Source organism: Bartonella sp. P0282, from assembly GCF_048452985.1.
Taxonomy (GTDB): domain Bacteria; phylum Pseudomonadota; class Alphaproteobacteria; order Rhizobiales; family Rhizobiaceae; genus Bartonella; species Bartonella choladocola.
Genome location: NZ_WTFO01000001.1, coordinates 411,992 through 427,087, shown reverse-complemented (window position 1 = coordinate 427,087; position 15,096 = coordinate 411,992). Strand labels below are relative to the sequence as shown.

Below are 15,096 nucleotides of genomic sequence, written 5' to 3'. Positions count from 1 at the left end.
TGTGAGTGACGATGAAACGAACGCCGGAAGGCCATTTCCGGCAAAAACAATATTCCTCGTTTTAATAATCTTTTTCATAGAAAACACCAACACTTGAATCGCCTTGTGCACCAAGTGCGCCTTTGGCTTTCAAGTTTTTGGAAATATCCAGATTGACTGTGCCTTTAGTGTTGCCACCCGAACCGGCTTCGACACCGAGATAGATATTATCGCGAATATAGCGACCCGCTTTAACACCGGTATTCCCCTGTTTATCTGTCACAACATCAAGATCATCAAGACCGGTAGTCGACCGTAAGGAACCGAGAAGCGACGTGTTGGTAACACCGGCAAGTTCAGCAGCAGCAGAAGCGAGCTGCGCAATCTGGAAGGGTGACAGTTCGCTGATCGAACGATTGAAAATCAAACGGGCGAGAACTTCGTCCTGAGGCAATACCGGAACCGAAGTGAAGGAAACATTGAGTGCATTGATTGTACCGCTAACGGTTACCGTCACCGTAATGTCACTTCCTTGCGTGGTCGCAACAAAATTGACTTCAGGATTGAGATTGCCAACGAGTGTCACCGTTCCTTCTGTGAAGGTGAGGCGTTGTGAAAGAATTTCAAACCGGCCTCGCAACATCTGGAAACCGCCGACAGGATGAATATCATTGACCGGACCGAACAGGCCGATTTCACCACCCAATTCGACATCAAGCCCCATACCGCGAACAAAAATCTGGTTCGGTGCACGGATATGCAATTTCAACTGGACAACGGAAGGTTTTGCGGGCGCGGTTGCAACTTTCTGTCTTCCGGTATCAATTTTTGCGCGCTCAAGCGTTGTTTCAATATCTTTTGTAAGATGTTTATGTTTGACATCAATCAGAGCTGCTCCGCCGAAACGATCCGGAACGGTAATTTCAGCCTTTTCGATTGTAAGATCACCGCCAATCACCGGATTATTTAAAAGCCCACCCGTCACTGTTAAAGTGCCATCAACGGTGGCAACAACCATTTCCCCATCGCTATAGCGTGTGTGATTGAGGCGAACGGTCATATCAGCGGGCATACCGGCAGAAAAATCTGTCGAGATGGAACCATTGGCAGAAATTGTCCCGCCAGCAGATGATGAAGCGTTGGCGCGGTTGAGCACAATGCGCTCACCACTCAAACCGGCATCAACCACAATATTGTTCAGGCGCAAATTGCTTTGCGGATCAATAAAAGTACCATTTGCAAGAGAAAAACGACCATTCAATTCCGGTTTTGAAAAGGAACCTCTGACTGTCGCATCAACATTTGCCGAGCCGGAAAGTTGCGTTCCACGTTCGGCAAGGAATTGATTGGCAATTGCCAAGGGAGCAGCACCCTTGACATGAAGATCAATGCCATCGCCTTTGACCGGAATGCGGCCATTTGCCGACATATTAAGCCCTTGCGGCCCATTTGCATTGAATTGCTCAAGATTAAGAACATTATTTTCATAACGCGCCTGAGCATTCAAACTGATTGGCGTAAGGCCGTTTTTTGCCAACAGATCGGCTCTCAAGCCTTGGCCTGAAAGATTGAATGTTGCCGTCGGTGCTTTCAACTGTCCGCCGACGTGGGCGTGACCGGAGACGGTTCCACCAAGATTCTGATTGGCAACAAAACCATTTGCCAGAGCAACGGGCAAGTTTTTCAAGCTTATATCGAGATCGAGATTTCCTGCATCCAGCGGTACTTTGCCACTGGCTTCGACATCAAGACCGGAACCGGAAATTCTTGTATCAACATTGACCGATTTGCCATTGGTTCTGCCTTTGGCATCAAGTGCAAATGGTGCTATCTTTTTGTCTTTAAGAAGGCCGATAGACAGACCTTCGCCTTTCATATCAAAGGCGACATCAGGTGTATCCGGCGTTCCTTTTATATCGGCTTGACCGGTTAAAGTACCGGTTGCACGAAGATCCGGTTTTACCAGATTGGCAAGTGAAACGGGCAAATGATCCATTTGCAACTCTAAATCAAGTTTTGCTCCGCCATCGCCTTTAATCGAAAATTTCCCGCCATTGACATCCAATATCAAAGGCGAAATCCGGTAACTATCGTCAAACAAAATCACCGAAGCCGGATTTAAAAGCTTTGCATGAACCGTATCCTGTGTAACGTTCAAAGAATCCAGCGCGATCGTCAACCGCCGATTATCCCCTTGACCGTTTTGCACTTCATCCCCGTTTGCTGGAGGGTAGATCGAGAGACCGGAAAGATCGGCCTTGATATTGTTCTGGACATCCGCAGAAACCTGGAAAGCGGTTTTTCCATCCATGTCTTTTGCAGTCGCTTTTATCGTATTGACGACAAAATTGGCAACACGAATATCCGAAGCATTGACAAAACCATTGACACGGAAAGCGCCTTTCGGGTCATCGAGCGTCAAATTCATATCAAGGCTTTCAACATGATTTTCGCCTATAACCAGTTTGTCGATATGAGCCTTCAGACGACCGCTCTGTTTTCCTTCACTTTCGCTTAAATTAAAGTCACCCGTCATACTGCCATGGCCGTCGGTGAGCAAAAGCGCACTCAATGTTGAAATATCGCGTGCGTCAACATGGATATTGCCGTCAATCAGTCCTTCCAGATTTTGCTTCAGATTGCCGTTCACATGCGTTTCGCCGACAAGAATGTCGAGATTGTTCAGACTTTTGAATTGGTCACTATCGGAAAAACTTCCGCTTAGTTTCAGTTTTTCACCTCCGAATAGGCCGCTACCGTCTACATAACCGCTCAAATAGGTGGCGACAGGAGAGGTGTTATCAAGAACGGCATTGGCAAAAATTGCCGTATCCTGCATTTTCTGACCTGATAAAGTTGCTTCTTTTATCTTTGCTCCAAGACTTAAAGCAACAAGACGGTTATGACCACGGGCAGCACCCTGCAATTCAACGGCTCCATGCATACGGGAATTGACGAGATTAAGGTCGGAAAGATCAAGCTGATAGTCCATATCGGCTTCATCACTCGAGAAGCTGCCATTCGCTTCAAGCTTGATATGGTCGTTACCAAGCTGAAATTGGCGCGTTGTAATTCCGGTTTCGTCGCGTTTTATTCCGCCCGACAATCTGACATTGCCAGCCAACAAACGATCAAGCGTCTCATTGCCGGTTTTCAAAGCCACAGTTTTTCCGGAAAGGTCAAGGTCGAAAGAACCACCGACAAGGCCGATGATACCATTTGCCTCAATATCGGCTGCTCCTGAAAGCGGTTTTCCGCTCAACATTGCCAAAGGTTCCAATGTATCGGCTTGAATGCCGAGATTTCCCTTGAATTGAAGCTTCTCGACCTGCCCCTTCAGCCATAAAGTAAGCCCGTTAGCAGAAAGATTGACAGTGCGTATAGTCACCGGCTGACGGGCAAGAATATCGGCATCGACTTTCAAATTGACCGATTTTCCCAAAGCATCCGAAATCTTGCTCTTGGGCGTTGCCATGCCGTTGATTGCGCCGCTGATCTGCAACCCGACATGACGATTATTCACATCATCGAGATTTTCCGAGTCCCCACCCATATCAACAGTAATATCATGGGCAATGAAATTTTCGTTTGCAAAATTATTGACGATAAATTGCCCATTCCACATTGAGCTTTCATTGCGCCCATAATCAATATTAAGAGCAATATTATCGGCACGTGTCTTGCCTCCGGCGACAGGCAAAATAATTGCCTCACCTGTTTGCGCTTTGACTGATGCTTTGACCGCCAAACGGCGCAAAAAACCGTCTGACAATGTTTCTGCATTTGCCGCTATATGAACGCCCTCACCATTGATCGAAAATTTGTCAAGCCGAAAACCGCCGTCCTTTTTCAGCAAAGCTGCCAATTCAAGATCCGTCCTTGCCCCGAAAAATGCCCGATATTCGTCCGGCATCAAAAGGACAATTGGCCCCGACAGGTTAACATTTATCGATTTTCCGCTTTCTGTGCCCTGAAGCTTGAATTTGCCATTCAACACCGGATCGGCACCGGCTTTCATAGAAAGACCAAGCTCGAAATTATCAAGCGGTCCTTCGCCTTTTGCTATCAAAGCAACAGAGGGGCGATTTTTTATTTTTAAAAGATTGGCAACAATGCCGTTTTCCGGCTCCGAGACTTCAATATCGATTTTTGCCTTATTGGTGCTGTTGGAAATATCGGCCAACACGTCGAAATTGCCGGGCTTGTCCAGACGTTTCATAACAAGTCGGGCTGCGAGATCACCATCGGCAAGGGTTATACCGCCTTGCAACGACACTTCGGAAGGAAGATTGAATAGTGGTTCTCCGAATGCAACTGTCTTTGCATCAAGCGATTTGATGCTTATTGCAACTGGCAAGTCCGGTATAGAAAAGCCCTTGGACTGGGGACTGGGTGCCGAAGTATCAGGCAAAGGTTTTCTGAAAATATCAATTTTTTCGGCTGACAATTCGTTAATAGACACTTGCCCGCGCAATAGTGCCAAACGATTCCAGTCAAGCTTGGCATTGGTGATCTTGAGCCAAACGCCTTGTCGATCGGCAATCGTAATCGAGCCGATTGTGGCATTCGACGACAAAGCCCCTTCAATATCGGCAAAACGGATTTGCCGGTTGGGTGAGGAAATCTTGCTTTCAATAAATGACAAAACCCACGATTTTTCGGCCGCAGCCGTATCATGACCGGCGGGTGAAGAAGTCTCGGCAAAGCTTGCCGTCAAGCCTGCAAAGATCAGGAACAATGCGGTCATAAAAGCTGAAAGTGAAAAATTTTTCATCATCAGAACGCCTGCCCTATGCCAACATAAAAACCGAGATCGGGGTCGCCGACCGCACCATCAAGAGGTGCTGCGACATCAAAACGCAATGGTCCGAGCCCTGTCATATAACGAACACCAATACCGGCACCGACTTTGGTGTTTTCGGAAAAATCCGGTGTGGAATCAGCCCCCACAACACCGGCATCGACAAAACCGACGAGACCGATTGTATCGGTCACCATTGTGCGCAGTTCCGCCGACCCTTCGACAAGTGAACGGCCGCCAATTGTATCGTGCGTATCGGTTCTGATACCAATATTGCGGTAGCCATAGCCACGTACCGAACCACCGCCACCGGCAAAGAAGAGCATATCGGAGGGGATTTCGCGCGCTTCCGGACCGGTAATCGAACCGATCTTTGCCCGCGTTGCAATGACATAGCGATCTTTTGAATCAAGTGAAAAATAGGAACGGCCTTCCAATGTCATCTTGCCGATAAAGTTTCCATAATGAATTTCGTAAATCGGCTCCAGAACAGCTTCGCCATAAAGACCATGTTTCGGATTGGATTTGTTGTCACGGCTGTCATAAAGCAAACCTCCCAAAAATCCGACTGTTGTAAAATCGCGATTGCCGAAATAATCGTCTTCCGATTTGGTTTGGGCAGCATTGAAATAAAGGCGTCCCGATAACTCGTCGCTAAAAATTTGCGTTAAACCAAGCTGTCCGGTTAACCCCGTGGTTGTATAATTATCAAGAACCTCACGTTGACCTTTGAGACTCGCGACGAAATCGGTGTCAGGCGTAATAATACCCGGACGGGTGAAAGTCGTTCCCAACAGATAACTGAAATTTTTCGGATTATACGAATCATCCTGACTACCACCAATGCCGCTAATCTTGGCATCAAAACGCAAGCGTTCCGCATGACCGAACAGATCTCTGTGCATCCAATAGGCTTCAAAGCCTGCGCCATCAAGTGTTGAATAGCTGCCGCCAACGCCGAAACGATGGAGTGGCCGTTCTTGCACCGTAAGATTGAGCGGCAAACTGCCATCAGCCTTGATCTTGTCTGCTTCCCTTACATTGGCAGCACGAAATACATCAAGCCGTGCCAGACGTTTATTGGCCTTGGCAATATCATCGGGGTCATATTCCTGCCCCTCTTTCAGTCCTGTCATCCAAGCAACATAGGCTGAATCCATGCGCGGTTTTTCACTGACGTTTTTAACTGTCAAGGGACCGTAATGTGCCTTCTGACCGGGCTGAACCTCGATATTGGAATCGACAGTGCGACTGGCATGATCGGCAACCACATCGCGATTTTTTACGCTAGCCTTGGCGTAACCCTGCTGGCGCCAGCCCTCGATGGCTAGCTGTTCCGCCTTGAAGACCGAACCGGATTTTGCAACATCCCCTGACGCATATCCAGAATCGGCCGGAAGAGGAACTTTGTCTTTTTTGTCGTCGGTTTTTGGCGCGAGATCATGAACGCTCGCAACACCGAAATGATATTGCGGTCCGGTATCAATTGTGATGACAATGTCGGATTGGTCGGGCAATTCTGTATCTGGTCGAATATTGGCTGCTTCTGCGCCATTTACAGCAATGCTGATTGTTCCCCCGTAATAACCATCGGCATAAAGAGCGGCCAGAATTTTCCTGTAATCACCGCGCGCTTTGGCCAAAAGTCCTGCAGAACCGGAGGCAGCTTTATCTTCATCCTCGACAAGTGAAGACGCTGCCTTGACAATTTTTACGCCCGCTTCCGGTGCATTCGGAGCATTGGTCACTTTAACTTTATAATGTTTGGGAACACCGATAACATCGGAATTTTTGTCGGTCTGGTCTTTCTTTCCCCATAAATGGATACCGAAAAGATCAAAAGCAGTTGCTGCTTGCGGGTAAGAAAAAGCGAGTGCAAAACAGGCTCCGAAAGCGACAAAAGCGCTTCCCCTCTTCAACCTCGACTTTGTACTCGTTGTTACCAAAACACTTAACTCTTTATCGCAAAACTCTGAAATTGACCCGTTTATTCACTGAACATAGCGCCCCATAGTTCCGATTCCACGTTTTTGCCGACGGCAAAAGACAAACATCACCTGATGTTTTAAATATGTCTTTTTCTTCGATACCATAGGTTCTTGTCTATTCATACACAACCAAACATGATTTTGCTTCATTTTCGTCAAGGAAGTGTTAAGCGTCAATTTTCAACCGGATATAGAAACAACTATAAATTTATTATTTGTTCATGAAATGTTCTTGATTTTCACTAAAAATAATGGTTGTCTCATTTTGATACAACTCACATGAGAACAAGACAAATGGTTGCACGTATTACGACTGTTGCCTTTTCCGGCATTGACGCTTTACCTGTTGATGTTCAGGTTATGATTGCCAATGGTAAAATGGGGATGTCGATTGTCGGCCTTGCCGACAAGGCGGTTGCAGAAAGTCGCGAACGCGTGCAGGCAGCACTTCATGCCTGTGGTTTATCCATGCCGATTAAACGGATTACTGTCAATCTTGCACCGGCCGATTTACCCAAAGAAGGTTCGCATTATGATCTGCCGATAGCCGTCGGGCTTATGGTCGGAATGGGGCTTTTACCCCCTGAAATCGGGCAAAAATACGTTGTCATGGGGGAATTGGGGCTGGATGGTTCTATCGCACCGGTGAGCGGTGTCTTGCCCACAGCCATGACCGCTGTCGCTTCCGATAAGGGGCTGATCTGCCCCGAAAAATGCGGGCCGGAAGCCGCCTGGGCAGGATCCGACATCGACATTTTAGCTCCTTCAAGTTTGCTTGCTCTGGTCAATCATTTCAAAGGTTCGCAATTTCTTTCGCCGCCACAGCCACGCCAATATATTGTTCAGAATAATTTGCCTGATCTTGCCGACATAAAGGGGCAAAATGCCGCCAAACGTGCACTCGAAGTTGCCGCTGCCGGACGCCATAATTTGTTGTTTGTCGGCCCTCCCGGAGCTGGCAAATCGATGTTGGCCGAGCGTTTACCTTCCATTCTACCGCCGCTCGATGCCCGTGAACTTCTTGATGTTTCGCTGATTGCCTCGATTGCCGGAGAAACAACGAACGGTTCTGTTTCCATTCATCGGCCTTTCCGTGCGCCCCACCATTCGGCATCCATGGCCGCTATGGTCGGCGGCGGCATTAAAGCTCGCCCCGGTGAAGTTTCACTTGCCCATAATGGTGTGTTGTTTCTCGACGAGTTTCCCGAATTTTCGCCACAGGTTCTCGATTCTTTGCGCCAGCCGCTTGAAAGCGGAGAATGCGTTGTTGCGCGTGCCAACCGGCATGTCAGCTATCCGGCGCGTATCCAGCTTGTAGCCGCCATGAATCCTTGTCGTTGTGGCATGGCAGGTGAACCGGGGCATGTTTGCGCCAAAGGCCCGAAATGCCAGCTTGATTATCAGGCACGCATTTCCGGACCATTACTCGACCGCATAGATTTGCGTATTGATGTGCCGGCCTTATCGGCACTTGATCTCATCAAACCGGCTGAAGCCGAACCAAGCCGCATTGTCGCCGAGCGCGTTAGAAAAGCACGTGATATACAGACTAAAAGATATGCAGAACTGGGAATACCCCAAATCCGCACCAATGGCGATTGTCCTGCAAATCTGATCGAAAAAGTTGCTGTTCTTGATGGTGCCGCAACAATATTATTACAAACGATAAGCGAAAAAATGCGCCTTTCAGCGCGCGCCTACCATCGTGTCCTGAAAGTTGCTCGTACGATTGCCGATCTTGACGGTGAGACGCATCTTACCAAACGCCATCTTGCCGAAGCGGTTTCCTATCGTTTGGGAAACGAGCGACTTGCAGCCGTTGCCTGAATTATTTTCTGAAATGTTCCAATATTACTGAATATGTTGCATGAAATATTGATGAAGTAAAAGACTATCATTTGTGACTATGATGGTCTGTGCCACTAAACATTCATCCGTTTTAAAACATCATAACAATCTTCCTGAATTTTTCAGAAAACAAATAAAATTTATGAGAAGAAGTGGTTTTAGTGCCGGTGCAAGTTTTTGAATGTTTCGATCAGAAACAGAAAATTGCCTGCACCATAATTCAAAACATTTGCACTACAATGCTTGAGGCAAACCGGATTTATGTAAACACATTTATATAAATTCGCGGCATTCCGATTTCACCTGAAAAGATAATTAACCTATAATAAAATCATTAAATAAATTAAATTTCATTACAATTAAAAATAATGTAAACATGAAAAATAACTTAAATATAACAATAATTATATATATAAGTTAAAATTTTAAATAAATAAAACAAATTTATTTAAAATTATAATAATTAGCAAAAATTAAAAAATATTATATAAAATATTCATTTCTAATATCATTAAAAAACTTACATTTTTTTTATTCATTATCACATCATGAAAAACCGAAGAATTGAAGATTAACCGATAGACGGACTTTCACCTATTCAATTCTTGACAATGTTTTTCTCTCAATCCTGCAAAAAGCAGGAGCGAAATTTCGCAAATATTAAAATTTCGCAGATATTTCGCAGATATAAAGACAGTAGCATTATCGAAGACGGGTTGGACGAAAGTTTTAATGGAAATCGCGGGATTTTGGCAGAGCACGGAACTGACGGGGATGGTGTGCCACAGGTTCGCTTTCAATTGCTGCAAAATGTTCGGGAATTTCGCTCAGATTGATAATGTCCATACTTCTATCTTCAATATAAGAGGCAACAAGATGGGTAACACCGGAAGAATCCCGTTGTATTTTACCTGTTATCAATAGGAGTTTTCCCCCCATGACCTCGCGGCGAAAGCGCAACATTATTTTTGGCCAGACAACAATATTGGCAATGCCGCTTTCATCTTCCATTGTCAAAAAGACCACGCCTTTGGCACTGCCGGGCTTTTGCCGGACTGTAACAATACCGGCTATTGTTGCAGAAGATCCACCTGCAATTTCCATTGCCTCATGACAGGTAAGCACACCCTTTTTTATAAGGTCGTTTCGCAAAAAACTGACCGGATGGGCTTTGAGCGACAGTCGTGTTGTTTCATAATCGGTAATAACATGTTCACTCAATTTCATCGGCGTAAAGATAAGCGGCTCTTCTTCACCGAGATCGGATTGTTGTGCTGCCGCAAATAATGGCAAATTTCCATGATCGGGCAAACGGCGCACTGCCCATAAAGCCGAGCGCCGCTCTTTATTGATACTTAAGAAACAATCGGCATCAGCAAGAAGTTCAAAGGCGCGTTTTGGTAGCACCACCCGACGATGCAATTCTTCAATCGAAGAAAACGGCCCTTCAGCTTGTTGAAGTTCGATTCTTTTTCCCCATTCAATGGCAAAACCGTTGATTTGGCGAAATCCCAATCGCAAAGAAAAACCAGTGCCGTTTTTTTCCAGACAATGGTCATAATGGCTATGATTGACATCGACCGGTAAAACCTCGACACCGTGATTGCGGGCATCCCGAATAATCTGGGCGGGGGCATAAAATCCCATAGGTTGGGAATTAAGAAGAGCAGTCGCGAAAATTTCCGGATGATGGCATTTGAGCCAAGCCGAAACATAAACAAGGTGGGCAAAGCTTGCAGCATGGCTTTCAGGAAAACCATATTCACCGAAACCTTCAATCTGTTTGAAACAATTTTCGGCAAAATCGCGCTTGTAACCTCGCCTGACCATTCCCTCGACCATTTTTGCCTGCATGGTATGAATGGTTCCAACCCGCCGGAATGTTGCCATGGCACGGCGCAAAAGATTGGCTTCATCGGGAGTAAATTTGGCAGCTTCTATGGCAATGCGCATTGCCTGTTCCTGAAAAAGCGGCACGCCCAAAGTTTTCCCCAGAACACGTTGCAATTCGTCAGGCGGGCCGAATTGTGGTGAAGGTGAGGGATAAACAACTTTTTCCATATGGTTGCGACGGCGCAAATAGGGGTGCACCATATCACCCTGTATCGGGCCGGGGCGGACAATAGCCACTTCAATGACCAGATCGTAGAATTGTTTCGGCTTCAATCGCGGCAACATGTTCATTTGTGCCCGGCTTTCAACCTGAAAAACTCCGATTGAATCGCCTTTCGACAACATTTTATAGACGCTTTCGTCTTCCCGCGGCACATCATGCAAGCCAAGGCTGATATTTTTATGACGTTTCAAAAGATCAAAAGCTTTGCGGATCAAGGTCAACATCCCCAAAGACAAAATATCGACCTTCATCAATTTGACCGTGTCGATGTCATCTTTATCCCACTCGATGAAGCTGCGGTCTTTCATGGCAGCAGGGCCGATCGGTACGGTTTCGTCAAGCCTTTGCTCAGTCAAAACAAAACCGCCGACATGTTGTGACAAATGCCTTGGAAAGCCGACCAATTCATGAGCAAGACGTACCGTCAGACCAATCATCCGGTTTGTCGGGTCGAGTCCTCTTTGAGCAATCTCCTCATCGCCCACTTTTTTACCGGATGTGCCCCAGACAGTCGAGGCAATCGCTCCTATAATATCTTCGCTCAAGCCCAAAGCTTTGCCAACATCGCGAATGGCACTGCGACTGCGATAACAGATGACCGTTGCAACAATTGCTGCTCTATGGCGACCATAACGACGATAGATATATTGCATCACTTCTTCGCGTCGCTCATGCTCGAAATCGACATCAATATCGGGTGGTTCATTGCGTTCTTCGGAAATAAACCGCTCGAACAACAGATCAATCTGTTGCGGATTGACATTGGTAATGCCCAAACAGAAACATACCGCCGAATTAGCGGCCGAACCGCGCCCCTGACAAAGAATGCCTTGTGATTTTGCAAAACTGACAATGTCATAAACAGTCAGAAAATAGGGAGCATAGCGAAGCTTCTTGATAAGCTTCAATTCTTTTTCCAGAAGCGGTTTTAGGCTCTCATAAGCTGTTTTTGGAAACCTTTCAGCCATGCCTTTCCAGGTCAATTCTTCCAGATAGGATTGGGGCGTTTTACCGGCAGGAACCGGCTCGTCCGGATAGGAATAGGAAAGGTCATCAAGTGAAAAGGAAATGGGAGCTACAAAATCCTGTTGCGTCTTGATTGCTCCGGAAAAATTCCGATAAAGCCGTTCTATTTCTTTCACCGGCTTCAGATATTTTTCGCTATTGGCTTGAAGCACAAATCCGGCTTCGTCAATTGTTTTATGAAGGCGGATTGCTGTCAGAATATCTTGTAAAATGCGCCTTTCTTCACTGTGATAGAGAATATCGGCAGCAGCAATGAGGCCGACGTTAAAGTTTTTGGCCATTGTTGCCAGATATTCGCCATAGCGGGCATCCTTGCCGGTAAAATTCATCGGCAAACCCAGAAAGACTTGCCCCTTTGCCACCTGTTGCAAATTTTTCAACGTGTCTTCCAGTTTTTCGCCATCTGTAACAATGATCTGGAAACCGCGCGCACGAAACAAAAAATCTTCAAACTTTAATTGGCAGGCTCCTTTTTCGCCGGATTTTGCTTTTCCTTCACTCAACATCCGGCACAACATGCCATAAGCTTTTCTGTCTCGTGGATAGACAACAAGATCCGGCGTTCCATCCGAAAACACCAGCCGGCAACCGACAAGATAGCGGAAGGAAGGGTCAAGTTTTAAAACTTCCCGTGCCATGGCAAACCCGCGAACCACACCGGCCAATGTGTTTTCATCGGCAATGCCGATGCCTGCATAGTGGAGACGTGCCGCCTCGCGCACCAGCTCTTCGGGATGGGAAGCGCCTTTTAAAAACGAAAAATTGCTTCTTACAGACAATGCAAACATGTTGACGCCTTATTTTGTCCGGTCGTTTCTTGGCGGAAAGATTTTTTTGCCCGACGTAAAGACATGTTTTTCAAAAAACCGGACTTTCTGGTAGAGAACAAAAACCAATGCATAATGCGTAAACTTGCCTTTGGAGCCTCTGGAAACTGAAAAATTTCAGGCAAATAATCCATGCAGAAACCATTTGGTTTTCGGATATTCGCCATAACGGAATATCCAGAAACGTTCGCCATTTTCATCTTCCACGCGATAATAATCACGATCGGGACCCGAATGTTTCCACCATTCCGCACTGATACGTTCAGGCCCTTCGGCAAGGCGGATTTTATGGATAACCCTTCGCCAGCGAAAAGATGCTGGCGGATCATCCGGCAAAGCGGCAATGACATCAATAGGCTGTGGCGGGCAAAAAAGCCTGATAGGGCGTTCTGGCGGATTGGAATGAAGCGGGAAAAATCCTTGTGCCTTCAATTGTGCATCCAAAGCTTTCAAAGCTTCGGTGTGCGGTTTATGGTGCTGCGCTATTCCCCAAAAAGCCGCATATTCGGGAATATGACTTTCTTTGCTACCGGCAACCAGAACATGATCTGCCCCCAGACGGGTTGAAAGCCGATCAACCAGTTGCCCGATTTCTGCCGGTTCGAGATCATCATTGACAAGCTCTGTCTGAAGGGGGCGAAGGGGAGCGGAACGACTTGCCGAAAGAGCCAAAGTATCATAGCCATATCCCGCATCGAGTGGTGTCTTCAAGCTTTTCAGCCGTTCCTCAAGAAGCGACAGGAATTGTACGGGGTCGCTCAAAGGGCGACCGGTCTCGATGCCTATCCGGTCAATATGTCCATCAACCCGATAAAGGATGATGTTTATCATCAGACACCCCAGACCGAGCTTCGTCAGACGCTTGAAAAATTCTTTTGCCAGAACAAAAAACTGTTTTTCAACCATTGTTACATCAATCAATGGCTCTTCCAAACGTAATGACAAATAAAGGGATGGAGGCGGGTTTATGAATGAAAGCGGTTCCTGTCTTTTTCCATAAAGGGCATCAAGGCGGGCAGGCAAAACTTCGCCAAAGCGTGCAGCCAAAGCTTTTGGTGAAACCGCCTGAATATCTTTCAAACAATAAAATCCGGCACGGCGAAGTGCCATCTGGACATCCGGCTTTGCTTCAAGTGCCGGTAGTTTCAGCCGATCCAATGTTAAAACAAAATCTTCTTTTGTGACAAAACGGTTGACACCAAAACGGGCAAAAGCCCGTGCAGCTGCCGGTGTTATTGTCAGTGCAGAGAGTGTCTCAAGCCCCAGCCCCTTATAATAAGCGGTCACTTTTTCGAGCATTTTTTGTGGCCCCCCGAAAAGATGATCGCAGCCTGTTACATCGAGTATCAAACCAAAGGGAAGGCTATAGGCTACAAGAGGGGTGAACCGTCCGGCATTTCGGGCGAGATATTGAAGATAGTCCTTGTCGGCCTCTTCCGCTTCATTGACTGTTTCTATTCTTTCACAAAGGCTGCGTGCATGAACCAGAGAAAGCCCCGGATAAAGGCCGGCATGTATAGCCGCCTCATTGACACAAACAAGCCTAAGTCCGTGAACAGAACGGCCAACAATTGCAAAAGGTTTTGTGAAATCCGGTGCTTTTTCAGGCGGCAAAACCGTCTTCAGACGGTCTATTGGCAGGCGAGGAAAAGCGAGTGCCAAATAGAGCCGGCCGTGTGTGCCGTATTTCTTGGGGGTTTGTAAAAATCTGGTCATGGATGTTCCATTGCATCAACCAATGTCCGGTATATCCGGTTCTATTTCGCAAAAGCGTGACATCATAATTTGTTAGCCCCGGTGCTTTTGCACCCGAACTTTCGGAAGGTGCTGCTTTGATTTGCCAACGTGTGGCAGCGTTGCTGTTTTTCAATGCTTCTTTGCCAAGCACCAGAACAACCGGCGAATGTGCTTTTTCTGCTGCCAGATGCAAACGTCGGGTGGCTGTAAAATCAAGCGCCCGACAAGCCCCCGAAAGGCTTAACAACAAACCACCAACACGAGACGTTGCCAATGCATCATCAGCCGCTTTCAATACATCTTCGGCTTTCGGACAACGCACCAGAATAAATCGCGCCGGATCAAGCCCGAAAGCAGAAATACCGACCGGATAAGGAATGCCATATTCTATTTCTGTGCTTTCTTCTTCCAGCCAGATGAAAGGGCAGTTTGCCTTTTCATTGCGTTTGAGAAGACCGAGAGAAAAACCGGTTGCACTATTCATGGCGGCTGGCCCTGAAATAACTTCATGCAAGGCATAAGAGGGAAATGGGCCGGCCATAAAATCGGCTGTTTCGTGACCGAGATTAAAATAGCCTTCAGGAAGAACAGGCTTTTCTTTGCCCTTCCTCTTGCCATCTGTAGAAAAAGCGACAGGTTTTCCTTCAATGCGGGCAATGAGGCGGCGTAATTGGGCTATATCCGGCATAAAAGACTCACACAATGTTCTTGTTTTGTTCTATTATTGAATCGAATATAAATGAGAGTCAAGCGCCGAATTTTACAAAAGAAATT

General features: G+C 46.6%; 6 protein-coding genes. 1 reads left to right on the top strand and 5 read right to left on the bottom strand.

Features of this window, described 5'->3' with window-relative positions; all coding sequences use genetic code 11:
- Positions 1 to 61 precede the first annotated feature (61 nt).
- Entirely contained in the window at positions 62 to 4,756 is a 4,695-nt protein-coding gene (locus tag GQS64_RS01965) for a translocation/assembly module TamB domain-containing protein (RefSeq protein WP_077990371.1), read from the bottom strand.
- Positions 4,756 to 6,699, bottom strand: a complete 1,944-nt coding sequence (locus GQS64_RS01960; RefSeq protein WP_149866713.1) for an autotransporter assembly complex protein TamA — start codon at positions 6,697 to 6,699, stop codon at positions 4,756 to 4,758. Before GQS64_RS01960 ends, GQS64_RS01965 begins: the two co-directional genes overlap by 1 nt.
- A 363-nt stretch (positions 6,700 to 7,062) precedes the next feature.
- On the opposite strand from GQS64_RS01960, the gene GQS64_RS01955 reads away from it, so the two are divergent.
- Complete coding sequence (locus GQS64_RS01955; RefSeq protein ID WP_198230458.1) at positions 7,063 to 8,595, top strand: YifB family Mg chelatase-like AAA ATPase; 1,533 nt, start codon at positions 7,063 to 7,065, stop codon at positions 8,593 to 8,595.
- A gap of 750 nt (positions 8,596 to 9,345) precedes the next feature.
- On the opposite strand, the gene GQS64_RS01950 is transcribed toward GQS64_RS01955, so the two are convergent.
- From GQS64_RS01950 to GQS64_RS01940, 3 genes are all read right to left on the bottom strand, one after another.
- Positions 9,346 to 12,546, bottom strand: a complete 3,201-nt coding sequence (locus tag GQS64_RS01950; protein WP_198230457.1) for an error-prone DNA polymerase — start codon at positions 12,544 to 12,546, stop codon at positions 9,346 to 9,348.
- A gap of 156 nt (positions 12,547 to 12,702) precedes the next feature.
- The gene (locus GQS64_RS01945) at positions 12,703 to 14,301 is read right to left on the bottom strand and encodes a Y-family DNA polymerase (protein WP_198230456.1); all 1,599 of its coding nucleotides are present in this window, start codon (positions 14,299 to 14,301) and stop codon (positions 12,703 to 12,705) included.
- Entirely contained in the window at positions 14,189 to 15,010 is an 822-nt protein-coding gene (locus GQS64_RS01940) for an ImuA family protein (protein ID WP_198230455.1), read from the bottom strand. The genes GQS64_RS01945 and GQS64_RS01940 overlap by 113 nt, the downstream gene beginning before the upstream one ends.
- Between the last annotated feature and the right edge of the window lie 86 nt (positions 15,011 to 15,096).